The sequence below is a fragment of the Streptomyces dangxiongensis genome (assembly GCF_003675325.1).
Taxonomy (GTDB): Bacteria; Actinomycetota; Actinomycetes; order Streptomycetales; family Streptomycetaceae; genus Streptomyces; species Streptomyces dangxiongensis.
In genome coordinates this window covers 3,858,907-3,882,436 of record NZ_CP033073.1, presented here as the reverse complement: position 1 = coordinate 3,882,436, position 23,530 = coordinate 3,858,907, and the positions used below count along the sequence as shown (strand labels likewise).

Genomic DNA, 23,530 nt, shown 5'->3' with positions numbered 1-23,530 from the left:
CGGCCCGGAGTCGTCCACAGGCGCCGGACCGGTCGTCGGCGCCGGATGGCACCCTTGGCACCATGAGCGACTCCGCGCCCCGACGCGTCCGCGTCCGCGCTCCCGAGCTGGCCGGCAGGGGCGGTTGGATCAACACCGGCGGGAAGAACCCGACGCTCGCCGACTTCCGCGGCCGCATCCTGGTCCTGGACTTCTGGACCTCCTGCTGCATCAACTGCCTGCACGTCCTGGACGAGCTGCGGGAGCTGGAGGAGAAGCACCGGGACACGGTCGTGGTGATCGGGGTGCACTCGCCGAAGTTCGTGCACGAGGCCGACCACCGGGCGGTCGTGGACGCGGTCGAGCGGTACGCCGTGGCGCACCCGGTGCTGGACGACCCGGGAGCTGGTCACCTGGAAGCAGTACGCGGTCCGGGCCTGGCCGACGCTCGTCGTCATCGACCCCGAGGGGTACGTCGTCGCGCAGCACGCGGGCGAGGGGCATGTGCACGCCATCGGGCGGCTGGTGGAGGAGCTGGCGGCCGAGCACGAGGCGAAGGGCACCCTGCGCCGCGGTGGCGGCCCGTACGTGCCGCCGGAGCCGGAGCCGACGACGCTGCGCTTCCCCGGCAAGGCGCTGCTGCTGCCGTCGGGGACCTTCCTGGTCAGCGACACCACCCGGCACCAGGTGGTGGAGCTGGCCGAGGACGCCGAGACCGTCGTACGCCGGATCGGTTCCGGTGCGCGGGGGTTCGCCGACGGCGGTCCGCGGGAGAGGCGTCCTTCAACGAGCCGCAGGGCCTCGTGCTCCTCGACGACGGCGCGGTGGTCGTCGCCGACACCGTCAACCACGCCCTGCGCCGCCTGGATCCGGCCACGGGCGAGGTGACCACCCTGGCGGGGACGGGGAAGCAGTGGTGGCGGGGTTCGGCGACCTCGGGTGCGGCCCGTGAGGTGGATCTGTCCTCACCGTGGGACGTGGCGGTCTTCGGCGGCCGGGTGTGGATCGCCATGGCGGGCGTCCACCAGCTCTGGACGTACGACCTGGCCGCCCGCACGGTCGCCGTGGAGGCGGGCACCACCAACGAGGGCCTGGTGGACGGTCCCGCCGCGGAAGCCTGGTTCGCCCAGCCGTCCGGGCTCGCGGCCACCGCCGACCGGCTGTGGCTCGCCGACTCAGAGACGAGCGCCCTGCGCTGGGTGGATCACGACGGGCGGGTGCACACGGCCGTCGGGACCGGGCTGTTCGACTTCGGCCACCGGGACGGTGCCGCGGACCAGGCCCTGCTCCAGCACCCGCTGGGTGTCACGGCCCTGCCGGACGGTTCGGTGGCCGTCGCCGACACGTACAACCACGCCCTGCGCCGCTACGACCCGGCCACCGGCGAGGTGACCACGCTCGCCACCGATCTGCGCGAGCCCGGCGACGCGGTCGTCGACGGCGCGGACATCGTGGTCGTGGAGTCGGCGCGGCACCGGCTGACCCGGCTGCGGCTGCCGGAGGAGGCGGTGCGGGTGGAGCCGGTCGCCCACCGCACCCGGCCGGCCGCCACGGAGGTCGCTCCCGGCCGCCTCCGCCTGGAAGTGATCCTCGAGGTCCCCGCGGGCCGCAAACCCGACACGAGCTACGGGTCCGCCACCCGCCTGCTGGTCTCCGCCACACCGCCCGGGCTGCTGCTCAAGGGCGAGGGAGCCGACACGGACCTCTTCCGCGAGCTGGAGCTGAACCCGGCCGTCCCGGAGGGCGTCCTGCACGTCTTCGCGACGGCGGCATCCTGCGACGACATCGCGTCCGACGGCGCCTCTGCCGAGGACGCCGACGCCCACCCCGCCTGCCATGTCCGCCAGCGGGACTGGGACGTCCCGGTCCGCCTCACCGAGGGCGGTGCGGACCGCCTGCCGCTCGTCCTGGCGGGCCTGGACGAGCAGGAGGCGGTGCGTCAGACGCCGTAGCCGTCGGAGTAGCCGTCGACGTGGTGGTGGCGGGATTCCTCCTCCACCACCGGTGTCGTCGGCACCACGACGCGGCGGCGGCGCGCGATGCCGCTGAACGTCGCCACGCCGATCAGACCCACGGCCATCAGGATCAGCCCGACCACGGTGACGTTGACGCCCGTCATGTGCCAGTCGGTCGCGAACGTCAGGATGGCCCCTACGGCGATGAGGATGATGCATCCGCCGAGACCCATGAGACCTCGCCTCCCCTTCCGGTTCCGGAATCTCCGGTGCCGTGCGGGTACCCGGCGCGGGCCCGACTAGGCCGCGTCACCGAACTCCCTTCCGTCCAGGGGACGTACGGGAGTCCGGCGAAGCGTGATCTAGCCCTCCAGGAAGGCCGTGAGGGCGTTCGCGAGGAGGAACGGATCGTCCGCGCCGCACAGTTCGCGCACGCTGTGCATGGAGAGGATCGCGACGCCGATGTCGACCGTGCGGATGCCGTGCCGGGCCGCGGTGATGGGGCCGATGGTGGTGCCGCACGGCATGGAGTTGTTGGAGACGAAGCTCTGGAAGGGGACGTCCGCCTTCTCGCAGGCCGCGGCGAACACCGCGCGGCCCGAACCGTCCGTGGCGTAGCGGTTGTTGACGTTGACCTTGAGGATGGGGCCGCCGTTGACGCGCGGGTGGTGCGTCGGATCGTGCCGCTCGGCGTAGTTGGGGTGCACGGCGTGGCCCGTGTCGGAGGACAGGCAGACCGTGCCGGCGAAGGCCCGGGCCCGGTCCTCGTACGTCCCGCCGCGCGCGAACACCGAGCGTTCCAGGACCGATCCGAGCAGCGGGCCGTCGGCGCCGGTGTCCGACTGGGAGCCGTTCTCCTCGTGGTCGAAGGCGGCCAGCACGGGGATGCGGGTGGGCGGGGTGCCGGCGGCGGCGACGGCGGTCAGCGCGGCCACGCCGGCGTGCACGGACAGCAGGTTGTCCATGCGCGGGCCGGCGACCAGCTCCCGGTCCCGGCCGAGGTAGGCGGGCGGCTCGACGGGGTGCGCCATCAGGTCCCAGCCGGCGACCGAGCCCGCGGCGAGGCCGGCCTCCTGCTCCAGGAAGGCGATCAGGTCGCCGTCGCGCACCTCGCCGAGGCCCCACACCGGCTGGAGGTGGCGCTGCTTGTCCAGCTTGAGCCCCTCGGCGGAGACCGAGCGGTCCAGGTGGATGGCGAGCTGCGGCACCCGCAGCAGCGGCCGGTCCACGTCGACGAGGGCCGAGGAGCCGTCGCGCAGGGTGAGCCGGCCGGCCAGGCCCAGGTCGCGGTCCAGCCAGGAGTTGAGCAGCGGGCCGCCGTAGATCTCCACGGCGACCTGGCGCCAGCCGTGCGCCCCGCTGTCGGGGCGGGGTTTGACGCGCAGGCTGGGGGAGTCGGTGTGGGCGCCGATGATGTGGAACGGGGTGTGCGGCTCGGCGCCCTCGGGGACGTACCAGGCCACGATCGCGCCGCCGCGCAGCACGTACCGGCCGCCGTGCGTGCCGTCCCAGGCGTCCGTCTCGGCGACCTGCCGGAAGCCTGCCTTCTCCAGCCGCTCGGCGGTGTTCGCGACGGCGTGGTACGGCGTGGGGCTCGCCGCCAGGAAGGTCATCAGGTCGTCGGTGTGGCCGCGGTCGAAGCGGGCTGCTGCGCTCATGGGTTCACCTTAACGACGTGCACGGGCCCGCTCCCGGTGGGAGAGCGGGCCCGTGCGGCCAATCAACGGATACGGACGCCGGATTCCGGTTTGTGCTCCGGGGCCGGGCGGGGGCCTAGAACGCGGCCTCGTCCAGCTCCATCAGGTCCAGCTCGACGCCGGCGGCGACCTTGCGGGCGAGCGTGACGCCCGGCAGGACGTTCGCCGCGAAGAACTTCGCCGCGGCGATCTTGCCGGTGTAGAACGCCTTGTCCTTCGCCGAGGCCGTGACCAGCTTCTCGGCGGCGATCGCGGCGCCCCTGAGCAGCAGGTAGCCGACGACGACGTCACCGGAGGCCATCAGCAGGCGGGTGGTGTTCAGGCCCACCTTGTAGATGTTCTTGGTGTCCTGCTCGGTGGCGGCGAGGTCGGTCAGCATCAGGCCGACGATTCCCTCCAGCTCCACGGCGGCCTTGGCCAGGTGCTCGCGGGCGCCGGCCAGGTCCTCGCCGCCGGTGCCGAGCGCGAGGAACTTCTTGATGTCCTCGGCGAGCGAGTTCAGCGCGGTGCCCTGGTTGCGGACGATCTTCCGGAAGAAGAAGTCCTGGCCCTGGATCGCCGTGGTGCCCTCGTACAGGGTGTCGATCTTGGAGTCCCGGATGTACTGCTCGATCGGGTACTCCTGGAGGAAGCCGGAGCCGCCGAAGGTCTGCAGCGACTGGGCGAGCTGCTCGTAGCCCTTCTCGGAGCCGTAGCCCTTGACGATGGGCAGCAGCAGGTCGTTCAGCGCGTGCTCGGCGGAGGCGTCCTCGCCGTTCGCCTCCTTGAGCTGGATGGCGTCCTGGACCGAGGCGGTGTGGAGCACGAGGGCGCGCATGCCCTCCGCGTACGCCTTCTGCGTCATCAGCGAGCGGCGCACGTCGGGGTGGTGGGTGACGGTGACCTTGGGCGCGGTCTTGTCCATGAAGTTGGCCAGGTCCGGACCCTGGACGCGCTCCTTGGCGTACTCCAGCGCGTTGAGGTAGCCGGTGGAGAGCGTGGAGATCGCCTTCGTGCCGACCATCATGCGGGCGAACTCGATGATGCGGAACATCTGGCGGATGCCGTCGTGCTTGTCACCGATCAGCCAGCCCTTGGCGGGGTGCTTGTCGCCGAAGGTCATCTCGCACGTGTTGGAGGCCTTGAGGCCCATCTTGTGCTCGACGTTGGTGGCGTAGACGCCGTTGCGCTCGCCCAGTTCGCCGGTCTCGAAGTCGAAGAGGTACTTCGGGACGAGGAAGAGGGACAGGCCCTTGGTGCCGGGGCCGGCGCCCTCGGGGCGCGCGAGGACGTAGTGGAGGATGTTCTCCGACATGTCGTGCTCACCCGAGGTGATGAAGCGCTTCACGCCCTCGATGTGCCAGGAGCCGTCCTCCTGCTGGACCGCCTTGGTGCGGCCGGCGCCCACGTCGGAGCCCGCGTCGGGCTCGGTGAGCACCATGGTGGAGCCCCACTGCCTGTCCACGGCGACCTTGGCGATGTGCTTCTGGACCTCGTTGCCCTCCTCGAAGAGGATGCCGGCGAACGCGGGGCCCGAGGAGTACATCCACACGGCCGGGTTGGCGCCCAGGATCAGCTCGGCGTAGGCCCAGATGAGGGAGCGGGGCGAGGTGGTGCCGCCGATCTCCTCGGGCAGGCCGAGCCGCCAGTACTCGGAGTCCATGAAGGCCTGGTAGCTCTTCTTGAACGACGCGGGGACCGGCGCGGTGTTGGCCTCGGGGTCGAAGACGGGCGGGTTGCGGTCCGCGTCGGTGAAGGACTCGGCCAGCTCGTTCTCGGAGAGGCGGGTCAGCTCCTCCAGGACGCTCTTGGCGGTCTCGACGTCCATCTCCTCGAACGGGCCGGTGCCGTACACCTTGTCGCGCCCCAGTACCTCGAAGAGGTTGAACTCGATGTCGCGGAGATTCGACTTGTAGTGCCCCATGGTGACGGCTCCGTAGAGAGATCGGCGAGGCACTGACTCCTCGCACCTAGTTCGCATACCAACAAGTAGCTACGATGATGCTACCCGCCGGTAATAAGAAGCAACCCCTGCCGGTGAAGTGTGAGAAGGGTCTACCCGGCCGAACCCCTGGACAGGGCTGCCCGGCGGTCCGGGTGACCGGCCGAGGACGGGTGACCGGCCGGTATGCCCGCCCCGTGCGCCCCGGGGTGCCGCCGTGCCCCGGACGGCGTCCTTCCCGGGTCGCCGCCTCGGTACGCTTGCGCGCATGTACGGATACGGCCAGCCGATGGACGGGGGCACTGCCCAGCAGCAGTACGCCTCGCCGCAGCAGCAGATGCCGGGCGGAGCGGGCGGGTACGGCCAGCAGCCGCCGCTCTACCCGGAGCCGTCCCCGCCCTCGCTCGCGGACGCGGTGCGCGCCTTCACCACGGGTCAGATGGCCGCCGAGGACTTCCAGCAGATCTTCGCCACCTCGAAGGTGTACTGCCCGCGCGGCGACACCCCCGGCTTCCTGGCCCTGCACAACACCCAGCAGCCGGTGATCCCGATGTTCACCTCGCTCAAGGAGCTGCGCCGGTACGCGGGCAAGGAGTCCAAGTACTTCGTCATCACCGGCGCCGAGGTGATCGACCTCCTGCCGACCGGCTACGGCTTCGTCCTGGACATGGAGGGCGAGCACCGGATGGTCTTCGACGCCAAGGCCGTCGAGCAGATGGTGGATTTCGCGATGCGCCGGATGTACGGCGGCTGAACGCCCCGTCTTCGCCCAGGCCGAACGGGTGGCCCGGAGGGAATGTCCTCCGGGCTTTCTCTGTTCTGGGGAGCAAGAAGTTCAATCGTCAACTAAAGTGGGCGTACCTAGGAGGTACCCATGCCTGCAGTGACTGTCGAGAACCCGTTGACGCTGCCCCGTGTGACCGCTCCCGCCGACGCCGTGGCACGTCCCGTGCTCACCGTCACGACCGCGCCGAGCGGTTTCGAGGGCGAGGGCTTCCCGGTGCGCCGGGCGTTCGCGGGGATCAACTACCGCCACCTCGACCCGTTCATCATGATGGACCAGATGGGCGAGGTGGAGTACGCGCCGGGCGAGCCCAAGGGCACCCCCTGGCACCCGCACCGCGGCTTCGAGACGGTCACGTACATCATCGACGGGATCTTCGACCACCAGGACAGCCAGGGCGGCGGCGGCACCATCACCAACGGCGACACGCAGTGGATGACGGCGGGCTCGGGCCTGCTGCACATCGAGGCGCCGCCGGAGTCCCTCGTCGTGTCCGGCGGCCTCTTCCACGGCCTCCAGCTCTGGGTGAACCTCCCGGCCCGCGACAAGATGATGGCGCCCCGCTACCAGGACATCCGCGGCGGCAACGTCCAGTTGCTCACCTCCCCCGACGGTGGCGCGCTGCTGCGTGTCATCGCCGGTGAACTGGACGGCCACGCCGGCCCCGGCATCACCCACACCCCGATCACGATGGTCCACGCGACGCTCGCGCCGGGCGCGGAGCTGACCCTGCCCTGGCGGGAGGACTTCAACGGGCTGGCGTACGTCCTCGCGGGCCGTGGCGCGGTCGGTGCGGAGCGCCGCCCGGTCCACATGGGCCAGACGGCCGTCTTCGGCGCCGGATCCTCGCTGACCGTCCGCGCGGACGAGAGGCAGGACGCCCACACCCCGGACCTGGAGGTCGTCCTCCTCGGCGGACAGCCCATCCGTGAACCCATGGCGCACTACGGCCCGTTCGTCATGAACACCCGCGAGGAACTCCAGCAGGCCTTCGAGGACTTCCAGAAGGGCCGCCTGGGCACGGTCCCGGCGGTGCACGGGATGTCGGAGGGCGGGCTGTAGGCCTGCCTCGCCGGAGCCTCCCGCGACGAGCCCCGTCCGCACACGGACGGGGCTCGTCCGCGTGTGCCGCCCGGCCCGGTCCGTCCCGGCCGCCCGTGCGTACGTGTGCTCGCCGGGCCGCGCGGCCGTCACCCGGACCTCCCTCCCGTGCTCACCCGCCCGGCCCCCGGTCGTAGGACAGGCGCCGGGGTGTGTGGTCGGGTGGGGGTGTGCTTCTGTTGCCCGCGGCCGTTCGGCGGCTCGCTGCCTGGTGCGTCGTGCTGCTGCTCGTCGCGGGGGTGGGCTGGGTCGGGGTGCGGCTGTGCGCGGAGCTGCGTACGGCCGTCACGCCGGTGCTGCTCGCGCTGCTCGGGACCGCGCTGCTCGGGCCGCTGTACCGGCGGCTGGTGCGGGCCGGGGTGCAGCCGTCGGTCGCGGCCGGGCTGACCTGCGTGGCCGTGGTGGCCGTCGTCGGCGGTGCCCTGTACATCATCGTCGCCGCGCTGATCGACACCGGCGGGCAGATCCTCGCCTCGCTGCGGGCCGGCGCCCACAGCGTCACGCGGCACTTCGGGGCCGCCGGGTCCGGGCTCGGTGATTTCCCCGGCAACGCGCGCAAGCTGCTGGGGCGGTTCGGCGGGACCGCCGTGTCCAACGTCATCAGCGGGGTCGGTCTCGTCGGCGAGACCGTCGCCATGGCCGTGCTCGCGCTGCTGCTGGTCTTCTTCTTCCTGCGCGACTCCCAGCGGGCCGTGGCCGCCGCGAGGTCGCTCGCGCCCGGCGGCACCGCCGACACCGTGGAGGCCATCGGCCGGCGGGCCTTCGCCGCGGTCGAGGGGTTCATGCGCGGGACCACCCTCATCGCCCTCATCGACGCCCTGTGCATCACCGTCGGCCTGCTCGTCCTCGGGGTGCCCGGCGCGGTCGGGCTGGGGGCGCTCGTCTTCGTCGGCGCCTACATCCCGTACCTGGGGGCGTTCGTCTCCGGTGCGGTGGCGGTGCTGGTCGCCCTCGCCGACCGGGGTTTCGTCATCGCGCTGTGGGCGTTCGGGGTGGTGCTCGCCGTGCAACTGCTGGAGGGGCACGTGCTCCAGCCGGTGATCCAGAGCCGGACCGTGCAGATGCACCCGGCCGTGGTGCTGCTGGCGATCACCGCGGGCGCCTCCGTAGCGGGCGTCCTCGGCATGCTCCTCTCGGTCCCGCTGACCGCGGCGGCCTTCGGGGTCGTACGGGAGTTGAAGGAACGTCACACGGCAGGGTCCGGGCCGTCCGCCGACGCGTCCGGCGGCTCGTAGAGGACGAACCAGATGCTCTTGCCCTCGCCCCGCGGGTCCACCCCCCACCCGTCCGCGAGCAGCTCGATCAGCATCAGGCCGCGGCCGGAGGAGGCCAGTTCGCCGGGGCGGCGCTTGTGCGGGAGGTCGTCGCCGGTGTCGAAGACCTCCACCCGCAGCCGCCGCCCGCCGCCCTCGCCGGTGACCTCGGCGAGCAGCAGTGCGTCGGCGTCGGTGTGCACCAGCACGTTGGTGACCATCTCGGAGACCAGCAGCACCGCCGAGTCCACCTGGTCGGCCGACGCCCAGTCGTGCAGCAGGTCGCGCAGGTACTGACGCGCCTCGGCGATCCGCTCGGGTTCGTCCTGCCCCACCGACAGCAGCGTGCGCCGCACCCTGGGCGGTACGGCCGTGTCCTGTACGGAGGCGGCCGAGCAGCCGCCGTCCGCACCGGGCCGGCAGAGCAGCAGCAGCGCGATGTCGTCCTCACGGCGGTCGGCCAGCGGGCCGGTGGTGTGGTGGGAGGACGGCCCGTGCACGCCTTGCACCAGCGCGTCGGCCAGCGTCTCCAGGTCGTCCTGATGCTCCTCCAGGATCGCCCGCAGCCGGTGCCAGCCGCTGGCCATGTCGTGTCCGCCGGTCTCGATCAGGCCGTCGGTGCACAGCATCAGCGTCTCGCCGGGTTCGAGGGCGAACCGGGTCGTCGGGTAGTCGGCGTCCGGGTCGATGCCCAGGGGCAGTCCGCCCGCCGTCGGCCGCAGCATCACCGTGCCGTCGGCCATCCGGATCACCGGGTGCGGATGCCCGGCGCGGGCGATCTCCAGCATCCCGGTCGCCGGGTCGACCTCGCCGTACAGGCAGGTCGCGAACCGCAGGTCGGTCATCTGTTCGTCGTGCGTGATGCCGTGCAGGAAGCGGGAGGCGCGGGTGAGGACGGCGTCCGGGCGGTGTCCCTCGGCGGCGTAGGCGCGCAGTGCGATGCGCAACTGGCCCATGAGCCCGGCGGCGCGGACGTCGTGGCCCTGGACGTCGCCGATGACCAGCGCGAAGCGGCCGGAGGGCAGCGGGATCATGTCGTACCAGTCGCCGCCGACCTGGAGTCCGCCGCCGGTCGGGATGTAGCGGGCGGCCACCCGCATGCCCGGGATCTCGGGGCCCAGCGACGGCAGCATGGAGCGCTGGAGCCCGTCGGTCAGCTCCCGCTCGGACTCGGCGGTGCCGGCTCGGGACAGGGCCTGGGCGAGCATCCGGGCGACCGTCGCCAGCACGGCCCGCTCGTCGGGCGTGAACGCCACCGGATAGGTGAAGCCCGCCATCCAGGTGCCCATGGTGCGCCCGGCCAAGGTCAGCGGCAGGAACGCCCAGGACCGGCGGGCGAAGTGCCGGGCGAGCGGCCAGGTGGCCGGGTAGCGGGCCTTGTACTCCTCGGGGGAGGACAGGTAGACCGCGCGGCCGGTGCGGACCACCTCGGTCGCCGGGTAGTCGGTGGTCAGCGGCATGTACGCGAAGGGGCCCATGTCACCGGGCTGGTGCCCGTGCTGGCCGGTGATGGTCAGCCGGTCGCCCTCGACGCCGAACAGGATGAGTCCGTCCGGGGTGAACCCCGGCATCGACAGGCCGGCCACCACCCGCAGAACCTCCTCCGTCGACCGGGCCTCGGCCAGCGCCCGGCCCGCGTCCAGCAGGAACGCCTCCCGGGAGCGCCGCCAGTCGCCGGTGACCGCGCTGCGGGCGGCTGCCGTGCCCGGGATCGGCTCGGTCACCTCCTGGAGGGTGCCGATCAGCTCGTACGCCCGCCGTTCGGGGTCGAAGGACGGCTTGGAGCGGCTGCGGACGACCCGCAGGACGTCGCCCTCCTCGTCCATGATCCGGATCCGGACCTCGGCGAGGGTGCCCTCGGCGACCGCCAGCGGCACCACGCCGGTGATCTCGCTCCAGTCGACCGGGTGCAGCCGGGCCCGGGTCTGGGCCTCGGTGAGGGTGGCCGGCTCCGCGGGCAGCCCGAGCAGCCGCGCCGCCTCCGCGTCCACGGTGACCAGCCCGGTTGCCGTGTCCCAGTGCCACGTCCCGGTCGCGAGGGCGGCGAGGACGTCCTCGACGGACGGGAAGGGCTCGCCTGTGCGCATTGCCCTACTTTAGGGAGATATGAACGATAGCTGCCAGTGTAGGCGAGCGGACGGTAATGGTGGGGAGCCGATCACGGGCTGCCCGGTACCCTTGACGGGTCCGGGCCCCGTGCCCGTTCCCGCCGGTCGGCAGAGCCGGCGGGAGGAACCCCACCACGAAGGACGATGAACGACGATGCATCGGTACAGGTCCCACACCTGCGGCCAGCTCCGCGCCTCTGACGTCGGCACCGACGTCCGGCTGAGCGGCTGGCTGCACAATCGGCGCGACCTGGGCGGCATCCTCTTCATCGATCTGCGCGACCACTACGGCATCACCCAGTTGGTCGCCCGCCCCGGCACCCCCGCGTACGAGGCCCTGGACAGCATCTCCAAGGAGTCCACGGTCCGCGTCGACGGCCGCGTCGTCTCCCGCGGCGCCGAGAACGTCAACCCCGACCTGCCGACCGGCGAGGTCGAGGTCGAGGTCGCCGAGGTCGAGCTGCTCGGCGCGGCCCAGCCGCTGCCCTTCACCATCAACGCCGAGGACGGGGTCAACGAGGAGCGGCGCCTGGAGTACCGCTTCCTGGACCTGCGCCGCGAGCGCATGCACCGCAACATCATGCTGCGTACGGCGGTCATCGGCGCGATCCGCCAGAAGATGACGGCGCTCGGCTTCAACGAGATGGCGACCCCGATCCTGACGGCCACCTCCCCCGAGGGCGCCCGTGACTTCGTGGTCCCCTCCCGGCTGCACCCGGGCAGGTTCTACGCCCTGCCGCAGGCCCCGCAGCAGTTCAAGCAGCTATTGATGATCTCCGGCTTCGACCGCTACTTCCAGATCGCGCCCTGCTTCCGCGACGAGGACGCCCGCGCCGACCGCTCGCCGGGCGAGTTCTACCAGCTCGACGTCGAGATGAGCTTCGTGGAGCAGGAGGACGTCTTCCGGCCGATCGAGCGGCTGATGACCGAGCTGTTCGAGGAGTTCGGCGGGGGACGCCACGTCACCTCCCCGTTCCCGCGCATCCCGTTCCGCGAGGCGATGCTCAAGTACGGCTCCGACAAGCCGGACCTGCGCGCCAAGCTGGAGCTGGTGGACATCACCGACGTCTTCGAGGGCTCGGAGTTCAAGGCGTTCGCCGGCAAGCACGTGCGCGCCCTGCCGGTGCCGGCGGTCCAGGGCCAGCCGCGCAAGTTCTTCGACCAGCTCGGTGACTTCGCCGTGACGCTGGGCGCGAAGGGCCTGGCCTGGGTCCGCGTCGGTGAGGACGGCGCGCTGTCCGGCCCGATCGCGAAGTTCCTCACCGAGGAGAACGTCGCGGAGCTGACCAAGCGGCTCTCCCTCGCCCCCGGCCACGCGGTGTTCTTCGGCGCGGGCGAGTTCGACGAGGTCTCCAAGATCATGGGCGCGGTCCGCGTCGAGGCCGCCAAGCGGGCCGGCCAGTTCGAGGAGAACGTCTTCCGCTTCTGCTGGATCGTCGACTTCCCGATGTTCGAGAAGGACGAGGAGACCGGCCGGATCGACTTCTCGCACAACCCGTTCTCGATGCCGCAGGGCGGCATGGACGCGCTGGAGAACCAGGACCCGCTGGATGTCCTGGCCTGGCAGTACGACTTCGTGTGCAACGGCGTCGAGCTGTCCTCCGGCGCGATCCGGAACCACGAGCCGGACATCATGCTGAAGGCCTTCGAGATCGCGGGCTACGACCACGAGACCACCGAGCGTGAGTTCGCGGGAATGCTCCGCGCGTTCCGCTTCGGCGCCCCGCCGCACGGCGGCATCGCCCCGGGCGTGGACCGTATCGTCATGCTCCTCGCGGACGAGCCCAACATCCGCGAGACGATCGCCTTCCCGCTCAACGGCAACGCCCAGGATCTGATGATGGGCGCCCCGACCGAGCTGGAGGAAACCCGCCTGCGCGAGCTGCACCTGAACATCAGGAAGCCGCAGCCGAAGTAGGGCACGCTGTCGCCGGTGCGCGCCGATCCGTCCTGACCCACTCTCGACGATCGGCGCGCACAGCCGTCTCCGGACCCTCGCTAGCCGCGGGTGCCCGGGCCGGCCTCACCGTCGTACCCGTCCTCGCCGTCGTCGTCGCCGTCCTCGGCCATGGCGTCGGGTGAGGCCCCGTCCTCCAGCAGCCGCTCGGCGATGTCGTCGGACCAGTGCTGGGCCCAGGCGCGCAGGGCGGCGATCCGCTCACCGTCCAGCCCGAGGCGGAGGAAGTCGGCGTCGGCGTAGAAGTCCGTTCCGGTCAGCCGGGACTGGAGGGTGGGCAGGTCGAAGGAGTCGTGGGCGTGCCGGCGGCCCAGCTCCTCCAGACGCGGCAGGGAGAACCGGGCCGCCGCCGCCCGCGCGTCCACGAGGTCGACGGCCGCGCCCCGGTCGTACAGCGCGCGGATCTTCGTACCGACCGCGTCCTCCAGGGACAGCGCCAGGCCGTACCCGGTGAGTTCCGGCGGCTGCCAGAACACCTCCTTGTGCAGCGTGAGCGCGCACTCCTCGCCGCTCACCGGGTCCGTGACCGTTAGCTGCGCGGTGAGCGCGGTGCCGGCGCCGGTGCGCACCTGCCGCCCCCGCGCCTCCAGCGCCGCGCCGACGGTGGCGGCGATGTGCTCCATGGCCCCGGAACTCTCCGTGGCGAGATCGAGGTCGGCGTGCGGGCGCCGCAGCAGCCCGTGGGCCTGGAGCGCGTACCCGCCGGCGAGTACCAGGCCGTACGGTCCGCCCGCCGGGACGACGTCCGCGAGGAGGCGGTGATGGGGTTCGGGGATGTCCACGGGGAGATCATTTCCGGCTTCCCGGCACGCACACGCGACGTCCGGCGCGACAGGGGCGCCGGAAGCCCACGGATCACCCGAAGGAATTGCTCCGGACGCGGCAACCTTCCGGCGGCCGGCGGCCACTGAGGGGGCGTAAGACTCGTCCAGCAGACCCTTAAGGACTCCTCCGTGGCAGCTCCCTCCCACCGCCGGTCCCTCCGCGGGCGGCGCGCCCTCGCCGTGTCCGCCGCCGTAGTGGCCGCCGGTGTCGGCGCCGGGGTGTTCGTGATGACCGCGAACGCCGACGCCGTCGACCTGTACCACCAGACGCTCACCGCCAAGGACGGCTGGGCCGCCTCCGGCACGGGGACCACCGGCGGCGCGAAGGCCGACTCCGCGCACACCTTCACCGTCGCCAGCCGCGCCCAGCTCGTGAAGGCCCTCGGTTCGGCCTCCGACACCACGCCCCGGATCATCAAGGTCAAGGGCACCATCGACGCCAACACCGACGACAGCGGCAAGAAGCTGACCTGCGCGGACTACGCGGCCGGCACCGGGTACGCGCTGTCGGCCTACCTCAAGGCGTACGACCCCGCCACCTACGGCCGCGCCAAGCTGCCCTCCGGCACCCAGGAGAAGGCCCGCGCCGCCGCCCAGGACAAGCAGGCGAAGAACATCGTCTTCAAGGTGCCCGCCAACACCACGATCATGGGCGTGCCCGGCACCGGCGCCGGGATCACCGGCGGCAGCCTCCAGGTGAAGAGCGTCGACAACGTCATCATCCGCAACCTGGCCTTCTCCGCCACCGAGGACTGCTTCCCGCAGTGGGACCCGACCGACGGCGACGACGGCAACTGGAACTCCGCCTACGACGCCGTCACCCTGCGCGGCGCCACGCACGTGTGGGCGGACCACAACACGTTCACCGACGCCCCCCACCTCGACCGGGCCAACCCCAGGTACTTCGGCCGCGAGTACCAGATACACGACGGCGCCCTCGACATCACCAACGGCTCCGACCTGGTGACCGTCGAGCGCAACCGGTTCACCGACCACGACAAGACGATGCTGATCGGCTCCAGCGACAAGGACAGCACCGGCAAGCTGCGGGTCTCCATCCACCACAACGTGTGGAAGGGCATCGTCCAGCGCGCCCCGCTCGCCCGCATCGGCCAGATCCACGTCTACAACAACGTGTACGACACGACGACCGTCGACGGCTACGCGCCCCTGTACAGCATCAACTCCCGCGCGAAGGCCCAGGTCGTCGCCGAGGACAACTACTGGACGGTGCCGTCCGGCGGCAAGGTCGCCAAGCTGCTCAGCGGCGACGGCACCGGGTCGGTCGCGGGCAGCGGCAACCTCGTCAACGGCACGGCCACCGACCTGGTCGCCGCGTACAACGCCGCCTCCTCCAAGAAGATCAGGACGACGGTGAACTGGACCCCGACGCTCACCGCGGGCCTGGAGACGTCGGCGAAGAACCTCCCGACGGAACTGGCGACGACCACCGGTGCCGGTGTGCTGAAGTAAGGATCACCGACCGAGGGGTCCGGGAAGCGCACCGATGCTCTCCGGGCCCCGCAGTACCGTCCACCATGGCTTCGTCAGGACGGCGCTCAGCTCCCGCGGAGCCTTCCGGGCGAAGCGGGAGCGGGGCTCACCGCCGCTCGCCGGTCCCGTGTTCGTAACGCGGCAGGTCCTCGGTGGAGATGGTCCAGTCCGCGATGGTCACGTCCTCCCCGTAGACGAAGTCCTTGCGGGTGGCGTAGCGGGGGCCGTCGGGGGTGGCGTGAATGTCGGTGAGGACGGTGCCGGTGCCGGTGCGGGGGTCGAAGACCGCGTAGACGGGGACGCCCATGAGCGGGTAGTCGCGCATCTTGGTGACCCAGTCGTTGTCCGGGTTGGAGCGGGAGACGACCTCCACGGCGGCGACCAGCGAGCGTGGGGCGAAGGAACCCTCTCCTTCCATCTCCGCCTCGGCGATCACCATCACGTCGGGCCGGCGCATGATGCCCTCGTGCTCGTCCTCCACGTCGGGTTCACCCGTGTGCGCCACGATCTCGTCCGGCATCACCTTTTCCAGGCGCTTGCGGACGCGCAGCACGGTGAGCTCGTGCGGCTTCATGGGCGACATCATGTCGAGGACGATTCCTTCTTTGGTGATCTCGAACTTGCCGGGGAGGTTGTCGTCCGCGGACCGAACGAAGTCGCGCATGACCCGGTACAGGTGGGAGGCGCCCTGCCGCGCGTCCTCCGGGGCGATGGTCATGGCGCTCGCTCCTCGTCGTCTGTGCCCAGGGGCAAGGATCGTCACGTTCATGCTAGGCGGCCTCGAGGAGGATCGGACCGGCAATCGCCGCAGTGACCGCCGGAGGGGCCGCGGAAGGCGCGGTCGCAGCCGTCGCAGTTCACGAGGGAGTGCGGGACGGCCGGTCGGGACGCGGGTGCTCGGTACGGCGGAAGGGGCGGGAGCTTGACCGTCAGGCGGTGGGCCAGGAGCGCGGCCGGGCGGAGCAGGGGTTCCGGCGGCAGGTCGGCGGTCAGGGCGTGGTGTACGGCGGTGGAGGGCAGGTCCCGCTCCAGCCAGGCGACGACGCCGGGGGCGAGGTGCTCGGTGTCGGTGGCGGAGAGGAGGAGACGGGGGTCGGTGCGGCGGAGACCGGCGAGGACGTCGACGGCCGTCCGCAAGAGGGCGGGCGAGCTGTAGGCGGGCTTCGGTACGGCCGGGAGGGCTGCGCGGCGTGGGGGCTTCTGTCGCGGGGCCGTGGTCGCGCGGCGGGCGCGGGGCTCGGACGGGGCCGTCTCGGGGGAGTCGGGGTCGTTCCGGCGGCCCGGCTGGTTGCAGGAGACGGTGCGGGTGACGATGGCCGGCCGGCGTGCGTTCGCGGGTGCGGCGCAGGTAGCCGTGGGCCTCCAGCTCGCGCAGGGCCGCGGCGATCCGGGTCGGACCCTCGGGGAAGCGGGCCGCCAGGGTCTTGATGCCGATGGGAGCGCCCGCCGGGAGGAACTGGATGTGGCAGGCCAGGCCGATCGCCAGCAGCGACAGGTCCCGGTGCTGCGTGAGGTGGTTGCCGATCACCGTGAAGCGGGTGGTGTGGCGGGTGTTGTCGTGGGTGACGCCGCCGGGACGCGCGTGCGCGGTCGCGTTCGCCGGGGAGCGCCGGTGCGGGTGGTTTTTCCCGCCGATACGGGACTGGGCGTGCGGGCGCACGCTAGTGTCTTGGGTGTCCATCGGGAAGGCTGTTACTTCCTTGGTGGTCAGGCCCTCGCAACGGGATGCCAGTCCCTGCGAGGGCCGTCGTATGTCCGGGGTTGTCGTGCCGTGCTGCGCTGAGCGTAGGGCGGACAACCGGTGCCGAATCCAGCTCAGTTGGTGATGTTCACTCGGGGGAGACCGCCGACGGCACCGGAACCCACGCTGTCGGGTTCCGGTGCCTGTGCTGTTTCCGCTGGTCGCGTGCGACGGCAGTCGAGGCTGCGGCGGGCGGTGGCGGTGGCCGTGTGGATGGCCCGTCGTTCGATCTGCGAGCGGTCACCGGTACACGGGCAGTGGGCGGACGGTGATACCCCGGTTGGGCGGGTCTGGCCTACCGCCGGGGAACCACGGTGAAGAGGCCCGGAAACAAGTGTTTCCGGGCCTCTGCGCGTCAGGGGTGCGCCCTACGCGGTCGGCTTCTCCTCCAGGCGCGGGAAGAGGACCGCGCCCTTGGTGACCGTGGAACCGGCCGGCAGCTTGCCCCATACACCGGCCTCCTGGACCCGCTGGTCGGCCAGGGCGCCGAGCGAGGCGTCCGCGCCGAGGGAGTCCCAGAGCTTCTGGGAGGTCTCCGGCATGACGGGGTTCAGCAGCACCGCCACAGCACGGAGGGACTCCGCGGCCGTGTAGAGGATCGTGGCCAGACGGCCCTTGCCCTCCTCCGACGTGTCCTTGGCCACCTTCCACGGTTCCTGCTCCGTGATGTAGCCGTTGACCTGCTTGACGAAGTCGAAGACGGCCAGGATGCCGCCCTGGAAGTCCAGCTCGTCGCCGATGCGGCGGTCCGCCTCGGTCACGGCCCTCGCCAGCCCGTCATGGACGGCCTTCTCCGCCTCACCGTCGGCAGTCGCTTCCGGCAGTGCGCCGCCGAAGTACTTGCCGACCATGGCGGCCACGCGCGAGGCGAGGTTGCCATAGTCGTTGGCCAGCTCGGAGGTGTAGCGGGCGGAGAAGTCCTCCCAGGAGAAGGAGCCGTCCTGGCCGAAGGCGATGGCCCGCAGGAAGTACCAGCGGTAGGCGTCCACGCCGAAGTGCGAGGTGAGGTCCTGCGGCTTGATGCCGGTCAGGTTCGACTTCGACATTTTCTCGCCGCCGACCATCAGCCAGCCGTTGGCGGCGATCCTGCCGGGGAGCGGCAGACCCTGCGCCATCAGCATGGCGGGCCAGATCACCGCGTGGAAACGCAGGATGTCCTTGCCGACCAGGTGGACGTCGGCCGGGAAGGTCGCCTCGAACTTCTCCTGGTTCTCGTTGTAGCCGACCGCCGTGGCGTAGTTCAGCAGTGCGTCGACCCACACGTAGATCACGTGCTTGTCGTCCCAGGGGATCGGGATGCCCCAGTCGAAGGTCGAGCGCGAGATGGACAGGTCCTGGAGGCCCTGGCGGACGAAGTTCAGGACCTCGTTGCGCGCGGACTCGGGCTGGATGAAGCCGGGGTTCGCCTCGTAATGGGCGAGCAGCTTGTCGCCGTACTCGCTCAGCTTGAAGAAGTAGTTCTCCTCGCTGAGGGTCTCCACCGGCTTCTTGTGGATCGGGCACAGTTTCTGACCCGCGAACTCGCCTTCACCATCAAGGAGTTCGCCCGGAAGCTTGTATTCCTCGCAGCCCACGCAGTACGGGCCCTCGTAGCCGCCCTTGTAGATCTCGCCCTTGTCGTACAGATCCTGGACGAATTCCTGGACGCGGTCGGTGTGGCGCTTCTGTGTGGTGCGGATGAAGTCGTCGTTCGCGATCTCCAGGTGCTCCCAGAGCGGCTTCCAAGCCTCGGTGACGAGCTTGTCGGCCCACTCCTGGGGCGTCACCCCGTTGGCTTCGGCCGTACGCATGATCTTCTGACCGTGCTCGTCCGTGCCGGTGAGGTACCACACCTTCTCGCCGCGCTGACGGTGCCAGCGGGTGAGCACGTCCCCTGCGACGGTCGTGTAGGCGTGGCCCAGGTGAGGAGCGTCGTTGACGTAGTAAATGGGGGTGGAGACGTAGTACGCCTTTCCACCCTGCTTCTCGGATCCAGTGGCCGCCATAAGTCGAAATCCTACTGGCCCACCGAAGATCGACTCACACGCGTTTCGGGGGGTGGACCGGTGTCGGTGATGTGGACGGCGGCCCGCCCCCCGCGCGGGTGGCTAAGGGCGCCAGGTGGCCAGTACGCCCTCGTACAGCTCGGTGTCCGTCAGCTCGCGGGGCGTCGGTCCGGCGTGGAGGAAGGACGTGTTGCCGGTCTTCAGCCTGCGGAGGTAGTCGAAGGCCTTGTTGTCGTGCTCACCGAAGGCGACGAAGGAGAAGAAGACGGCGGGGTGGCCGGCCGCGGCCTTCGTGAGGGACTGGGTCGCCGGGGTCTTCGCGTCCGGGGCGCCGTCGGTCTGGAAGACGACCAGGGCCGGGGTGCCGGGGGCGACCTTCTCGTCGTAGTGGGCGAGTACGGCGTCCACGGCGGCGTGATAGCTGGTACGGCCCATGCGGCCGAGGCCGGCGTGCACGTCGTCGATCTTCGTCTCGTGGTCCGGGGTGAGGGTGAGGTCGGTGGTGCCGTCCACCTCCGTGGAGAAGAAGACGACGTGGACCGTGGCCTCCGGGGTCCAGGTGCGCGGCGAGAGCGAGGGTCTGGTCGGCGAGGGCCTGGGCGGAACCGTCCTTGTAGTACGGGCGCATGCTCGCGGAGCGGTCCAGCACGAGGTAGAGCTTGGCTCGGGTGCCGGTGAGGCCGGTCTTCGTGAGGGTGGCTGCCGCGGCCTTGTACGCGGTGGCGAGGGCGGGGGGCGGCGCGCTTCAGCTCCGCGAGGGGGAGGGCGGGGTGGGGTTCCGTCTCGGCTTCGCCTTCGGCGTCCGTGTTCCCACCCGCACCACCCGTGCGGGTCTCGTCGTCGGGTGCGGGTGCCCCCGGTGAGGCGTCCTCGCCGTCGGCGGCCTGCGGGGCCGTCGTCTCGGTGGGGACGGTCTCCGGGGATTCCGGCTCCTCCACGGTGCCGGCCTCGGCCGTCGCCGGCTCCGGCTCCGGTGCGGTCTCCTCGGCCACCGGCGTGCTCCGGTCGGCCTCCGGCTCGGGCTCCGCCTCGGTGGCCGGGGCGGTGCGCTCGGCCTCCTCGGCTGCGGCTGCGACCGTGTCCTCGGCCGGTGCGGTCTCCTCGGCCGTCGTCCCGGCGGCCTCCACGGACGCCGGCTCCGCCTCCGCCGTGGCCGACTGCTCAGTGCCCTGCTCGGACTCCGGACCGTCCTCGACCGCGGGCGACTCCTCCGCCGCATCCTCGGCCGGGCCCGTCGTCCCCTGAGTCTCCTCCTCAGCCGCGGTCGTCGTCTCGGACGCGGCCTCGGCCTCGGTGTCGGCCGTGGCTTCAGGCTCGGTGTCGGCCGAGACCTCGGCCTCGGCCTTCCCCTCGGGCGCGGCGCCGGCCTCGGCCTTCTCCTCAGCCGTGGCCTTGGGTTCGGCGTGCTTCTCCGCCTCGGCCTCGGCGTCGGCCGTGGCCTTGGGTTCGGCGTGCTCCTTGGCCGTGGCCTCGCCCTCGGCGTTGGCCGTGGCCTCGGCCTCGGCCTTCTCCTCAGCCGGAGCCTCCTCCGCCTCAGCGGTGGCCTCGGGCTCGGGCGTGTGGTCGGGTTCGGGGGTTTTCTCGGGGGCTGTCGGGGCGGGGATCTTTACCTTGTCGAAGGCCGCCGCCACCAGCTCGTGCTCGTCGGTGGGGGCCGGGATGGCGGAGGCGGGGGTGCGCTCGGGGGACCGGTCCGCACCCTCCGCCTCGGTGGCTCGTGCCTTGCGTGAGCGGCCGAACGCGTTCCGCAGGAGAGTGAGAATGCCCATGTGCGCAACCCTTCGCGTGAGTTGTAGCCCGTCAATCACTGGCCAGGACGGACACGTAAGGTTAGCGGCCCCGGATGGCCGGTCCGCGTCAGTGCGGGGACGTGATCGAGCGGGCCGCGGCCAGCTCCTGGCGGAGGGGTTCGAGGACGCTGCCCGCGGGACCGGTGAGGTCGGTGCGGACGGCGGTCAGGGTCTTGGCGCCGCGGCGGACGCGGACGCGGGCCGCTGTCGTGGCGTCCACGACGCGTTCGACGGCGATGACCAGCGGCCACCACGCGGCGGCGCGCCGGCCGGTCGGCGGGGGTTCGGTCAGGGCCCGCTGGAACTCGGTGCGGATGACGGACAGGTCGCGGTAGAGGCGGCGGCGCATGCGGGCGCGGGCGGCGGGGTCGGGGGCGGGTCCGAAGGCCGCTTCGACGTAGGCGGCCGTGTCGGCGACCGCGTCGGCCAGGCGGTCGCCGACGCGGGTGTGCCAGCTCTCGGGCCACAGGAGGTAGCCGGCGATCAGGGCGATGGCGCAGCCGAGGAGGGAGTCGGTCAGCCGGGGGAGCAGCAGGGCCGTTCCCTGGTGGTTGAGGATGTCGGAGAGGAGCAGGATCACGGGGGTGATGGCCGCGGTCTGGTAGCCGTAGCCCCGGGGGGTGAGGGCCGGGATCAGGGGCGCGAGGAGGAAGAGCGTCGGGACGTCCCACCAGCCCAGCGGGACCTCGGCGAGGACGACCGCCGCGACGACCAGGCCGGCCACCGTGCCGAGGGCGCGCAGCAGGGCGCGGGAGAAGACCGAGCCGAAGTCGGGTTTGAGGACGAAGGTGATGGTCAGGGCGACCCAGGTAGGAGCGGGGGACGGGGATGAGGGAGACCAGGGCCTGGGCGATGCCGATGCAGAGGGCGAGGCGTACGCCGTAGCGCCAGGAGTTGGCGGACAGGACGACGTCGCGAGCGACGCGGGCCGTGCGGACGCGCAGGGCGGCGGGGCGGCCGAGGCGGTCGTCGGTGCCCCGGGGGTCGACGTCGGGGGTGGCGACGACCTCGGCGGCGTGGCGCAGGGCGTGGTCGACCGCGCGGGCCGTCTCCGTGGTGGGCAGGGGCAGGGTGAGGGGGGTGGGGGGTGTGCGGTCCGTCTCGACGGCGTCCGCCAGCCGGTGCAGTGTCGCGGGGATCGGCTCGGGGAGGGGGGCGGGCGGCCAGGTGGGCCGCGGGGGCGGCCTCGATCAGCGGGGTGATCGCGTTCAACCGGGCGAGCATCCGGGTCAGTTCGGGGCTGCGGCCGTGGTGGCGGGCGCGCCGGGCCAGGATGAGGTCGTAGGACTGGTTGAGGGACTGGGTGACGGTGCGGCGGGCCTCCTCGTACTCCTCGGCGCGGTCCGTGCCGGCGGCGGCCAGGAGCGCGGCGACGGCGCGGTAGGTGGCGGCGACCGCGGCGCGTTCGGGGACGCCCGCGCGCAGCGGCCAGGCCAGCAGGGCGAGCAGCAGGATCAGCAGGCCGCCGCCGGTCATCAGGGCCGGGGCCAGCCACCAGGGGGAGGGCAGCGGGAGGCCCGCGCCGACCACGCAGTTCAGGAGCAGGAGCAGGCCGGAGACGGAGGCGACCGCGCCCATCGTGGAGATCATGCCGGACAGCAGGGCGACACCGGTCACGACGGCCACCGCGTACCAGCCGTAGCCGTGCGCCAGTGCGCCGAGGGCCACGCCGGCCGCGCCGAAGAACTGCGGGACGGCGATGTTGAGGATGCGCATGCGGTAGGCGTCGGCGGTGTCGCCGATGACGCCGGAGAGGGCGCCCATGGACGCGAGGGCGCCGTAGGCGGGGCGGTCGGCGGCGAGGCCGAGGGCCAGGGGGAGGGACATGCCGACGGCGGCGCGGGCGAGGGCGGCCCGGTTGAGGGGGGCCTGGTGGGGCTTGAGGTTCCGGACCAGCCAGTCGGGAGGGGTGAGGCTGATGGGGAACTCTCGGGACATGCGCCCATTATGGCGGCTTCGATCGGACCGGTTCAGGTGCGTCGGCGCAGGGTGAGGTCCACGACGAGGGCGCGGTGGTCGGTGCCGGCCAGGGGCAGGAAGCGGGCGCCGGCGGCGGTGAAGTCCCGGGAGACCAGGACGTGGTCGAGCTGGGCGCCGAGGACGGAGGCGGTGCGCGACGGCCAGCTCGGGACGCGGTCGTGTCCGGTGAGGCGGGCCGCGTCGGTCAGGCCGGTGTCGATGATGTGCCGGAAGGCCGCGTGGTCCTGGGAGGCGTTGAAGTCGCCGGCGAGGACGGTGGGGGTGCGGGGACCGGTGGCGGCGAAGGCGCGGAGCCGGCCGAGTTCGCGGCGCCACACGCCGACCCGGCCCGGCAGCGGGGGCACGGGGTGGGCGAGCTGGAGGCGTACGGCGTGGCCGTGGACGTCGGCGACCGCGCCGGGCATGCCCAGGGTGCCGTGGACGCCGGGGGCCGGGATCAGCGGGTAGCGGCTGAGGACGAGGGAGCCCCGGGAGCCGTCCGCCTCGACGGCCCGGCGGTGCGGGTAGCGGGTGCCGGTGTCGTGTTCCAGGGTGGCCCGGCAGCCGGACTCGCACTCCTGCACGAAGACGATGTCCGGGTGCCGGTCGCGCACGGCACGGGCGAGGGCGGGGGTGCCGCGGCCGAACTCGACGTTGGCGGTGAGGACGCGGAGGGCGGCGAGGGGCGGGCCGTCCGGCTCACTGGTTTTGCCGTACGGCTCCAGGTACCAGGCGAGCAGGCCGAGCACGGCGACTGCCCAGACCAGGCCCGTCCACCAGCGGGTGAACAGCGCGCACAGCAGGGCGAGACCGGCCGGTGCGAGCAGCCAGGGCAGGAAGGCGAGCAGTTGGGGCACGGGGGTGATGCCGTCGGTGTCGGCGATCCGGCAGCCGACGACCGCGCTCACCCCGGCGAGCAGCAGACCGGCACACCAGGCGCCGGGCCTGCGGCCGCGGTGCTGGGTCATGGGGGCGAGCCTAC

At 71.9% G+C, this 23,530-nt stretch carries 13 protein-coding genes and 4 pseudogenes; 6 read left to right on the top strand and 11 right to left on the bottom strand.

Going from position 1 to position 23,530, the window contains the following annotated elements:
* Positions 1 to 62 precede the first annotated feature (62 nt).
* Positions 63 to 1,931 (top strand): annotated as a pseudogene (locus D9753_RS17295) (NHL domain-containing thioredoxin family protein).
* Here the strand turns inward: D9753_RS17295 and D9753_RS17290 are convergent.
* The 3 genes from D9753_RS17290 to D9753_RS17280 all read right to left on the bottom strand — a co-directional run bounded on the left by D9753_RS17290 (position 1,919) and on the right by D9753_RS17280 (position 5,534).
* On the bottom strand, positions 1,919 to 2,167 hold the full coding sequence (locus D9753_RS17290) for a DUF6458 family protein (protein ID WP_121787822.1): 249 nt from the start codon (positions 2,165 to 2,167) through the stop codon (positions 1,919 to 1,921). The pseudogene D9753_RS17295 and the gene D9753_RS17290 overlap by 13 nt on opposite strands.
* 129 nt (positions 2,168 to 2,296) lie before the next feature.
* Complete coding sequence (locus D9753_RS17285) at positions 2,297 to 3,592, bottom strand: M18 family aminopeptidase (protein WP_121787821.1); 1,296 nt, start codon at positions 3,590 to 3,592, stop codon at positions 2,297 to 2,299.
* Between the two features lie 115 nt (positions 3,593 to 3,707).
* A complete protein-coding gene (locus D9753_RS17280) occupies positions 3,708 to 5,534 on the bottom strand; it encodes an acyl-CoA dehydrogenase (RefSeq protein ID WP_121787820.1) in 1,827 nt (608 codons plus the stop codon).
* A gap of 286 nt (positions 5,535 to 5,820) precedes the next feature.
* Here D9753_RS17280 and D9753_RS17275 point away from each other — a divergent pair, with 286 nt between their 5' ends.
* The 3 genes from D9753_RS17275 to D9753_RS17265 all read left to right on the top strand — a co-directional run bounded on the left by D9753_RS17275 (position 5,821) and on the right by D9753_RS17265 (position 8,672).
* Entirely contained in the window at positions 5,821 to 6,306 is a 486-nt protein-coding gene (locus D9753_RS17275) for an SseB family protein (RefSeq protein WP_121787819.1), read from the top strand.
* 120 nt (positions 6,307 to 6,426) lie between these two features.
* Positions 6,427 to 7,398, top strand: coding sequence for a pirin family protein (locus D9753_RS17270; RefSeq protein WP_121787818.1), 972 nt, complete (start codon positions 6,427 to 6,429; stop codon positions 7,396 to 7,398).
* A 209-nt stretch (positions 7,399 to 7,607) separates the two neighbouring features.
* Positions 7,608 to 8,672, top strand: a complete 1,065-nt coding sequence (locus D9753_RS17265) for an AI-2E family transporter (protein ID WP_121787817.1) — start codon at positions 7,608 to 7,610, stop codon at positions 8,670 to 8,672.
* Here D9753_RS17265 and D9753_RS17260 read toward each other — a convergent pair.
* Positions 8,624 to 10,777 carry an ATP-binding SpoIIE family protein phosphatase gene (locus tag D9753_RS17260; RefSeq protein WP_121787816.1) on the bottom strand — a complete coding sequence of 718 codons (2,154 nt, stop codon included), beginning with the start codon at positions 10,775 to 10,777 and terminating at the stop codon, positions 8,624 to 8,626. The genes D9753_RS17265 and D9753_RS17260 overlap by 49 nt on opposite strands.
* Before the next feature lie 175 nt (positions 10,778 to 10,952).
* Here D9753_RS17260 and aspS point away from each other — a divergent pair, with 175 nt between their 5' ends.
* The gene (gene aspS / locus D9753_RS17255) at positions 10,953 to 12,716 is read left to right on the top strand and encodes an aspartate--tRNA ligase (RefSeq protein WP_121787815.1); all 1,764 of its coding nucleotides are present in this window, start codon (positions 10,953 to 10,955) and stop codon (positions 12,714 to 12,716) included.
* 80 nt (positions 12,717 to 12,796) lie between these two features.
* Here the strand turns inward: aspS and D9753_RS17250 are convergent, their stop codons facing one another.
* Positions 12,797 to 13,537, bottom strand: a complete 741-nt coding sequence (locus tag D9753_RS17250) for a nucleotidyl transferase AbiEii/AbiGii toxin family protein (RefSeq protein ID WP_240468202.1) — start codon at positions 13,535 to 13,537, stop codon at positions 12,797 to 12,799.
* Positions 13,538 to 13,708: 171 nt separating this feature from the next.
* Between D9753_RS17250 and D9753_RS17245 the strand changes: the two genes are divergently transcribed.
* A complete protein-coding gene (locus D9753_RS17245; protein ID WP_121787814.1) occupies positions 13,709 to 15,052 on the top strand; it encodes a pectate lyase family protein in 1,344 nt (447 codons plus the stop codon).
* A 127-nt stretch (positions 15,053 to 15,179) separates the two neighbouring features.
* Here the strand turns inward: D9753_RS17245 and D9753_RS17240 are convergent, their stop codons facing one another.
* From D9753_RS17240 to D9753_RS17215, 6 genes and pseudogenes are all read right to left on the bottom strand, one after another.
* The gene (locus D9753_RS17240) at positions 15,180 to 15,791 is read right to left on the bottom strand and encodes a Uma2 family endonuclease (RefSeq protein WP_121787813.1); all 612 of its coding nucleotides are present in this window, start codon (positions 15,789 to 15,791) and stop codon (positions 15,180 to 15,182) included.
* A 47-nt stretch (positions 15,792 to 15,838) separates the two neighbouring features.
* Positions 15,839 to 16,754, bottom strand: a pseudogene (locus tag D9753_RS17235) (helix-turn-helix domain-containing protein).
* 428 nt (positions 16,755 to 17,182) lie between these two features.
* A complete protein-coding gene (gene metG, locus D9753_RS17230) occupies positions 17,183 to 18,799 on the bottom strand; it encodes a methionine--tRNA ligase (RefSeq protein WP_121787812.1) in 1,617 nt (538 codons plus the stop codon).
* Positions 18,800 to 18,901: 102 nt separating this feature from the next.
* Positions 18,902 to 20,568 (bottom strand): annotated as a pseudogene (locus D9753_RS17225) (VWA domain-containing protein).
* 88 nt (positions 20,569 to 20,656) lie between these two features.
* A pseudogene (locus D9753_RS17220) lies at positions 20,657 to 22,527 on the bottom strand (FUSC family protein).
* 32 nt (positions 22,528 to 22,559) lie between these two features.
* Positions 22,560 to 23,516: an endonuclease/exonuclease/phosphatase family protein gene (locus D9753_RS17215; RefSeq protein WP_121787811.1), complete on the bottom strand. Its 957-nt coding sequence runs from the start codon at positions 23,514 to 23,516 to the stop codon at positions 22,560 to 22,562.
* Between the last annotated feature and the right edge of the window lie 14 nt (positions 23,517 to 23,530).

Excerpts from the sequence above, each read along its gene's own strand:
- D9753_RS17275 (WP_121787819.1), top strand. The coding sequence starts at position 5,821 with ATGTACGGATACGGCCAGCCGATGGACGGGGGCACTGCCCAGCAGCAG.
- D9753_RS17270 (WP_121787818.1), top strand. The coding sequence starts at position 6,427 with ATGCCTGCAGTGACTGTCGAGAACCCGTTGACGCTGCCCCGTGTGACC.
- D9753_RS17285 (WP_121787821.1), bottom strand. The coding sequence starts at position 3,592 with ATGAGCGCAGCAGCCCGCTTCGACCGCGGCCACACCGACGACCTGATG.
- aspS (WP_121787815.1), top strand. The coding sequence starts at position 10,953 with ATGCATCGGTACAGGTCCCACACCTGCGGCCAGCTCCGCGCCTCTGAC.
- D9753_RS17280 (WP_121787820.1), bottom strand. The coding sequence starts at position 5,534 with ATGGGGCACTACAAGTCGAATCTCCGCGACATCGAGTTCAACCTCTTC.
- D9753_RS17215 (WP_121787811.1), bottom strand. The coding sequence starts at position 23,516 with ATGACCCAGCACCGCGGCCGCAGGCCCGGCGCCTGGTGTGCCGGTCTG.
- metG (WP_121787812.1), bottom strand. The coding sequence starts at position 18,799 with ATGGCGGCCACTGGATCCGAGAAGCAGGGTGGAAAGGCGTACTACGTC.
- D9753_RS17290 (WP_121787822.1), bottom strand. The coding sequence starts at position 2,167 with ATGGGTCTCGGCGGATGCATCATCCTCATCGCCGTAGGGGCCATCCTG.
- D9753_RS17240 (WP_121787813.1), bottom strand. The coding sequence starts at position 15,791 with ATGACCATCGCCCCGGAGGACGCGCGGCAGGGCGCCTCCCACCTGTAC.
- D9753_RS17260 (WP_121787816.1), bottom strand. The coding sequence starts at position 10,777 with ATGCGCACAGGCGAGCCCTTCCCGTCCGTCGAGGACGTCCTCGCCGCC.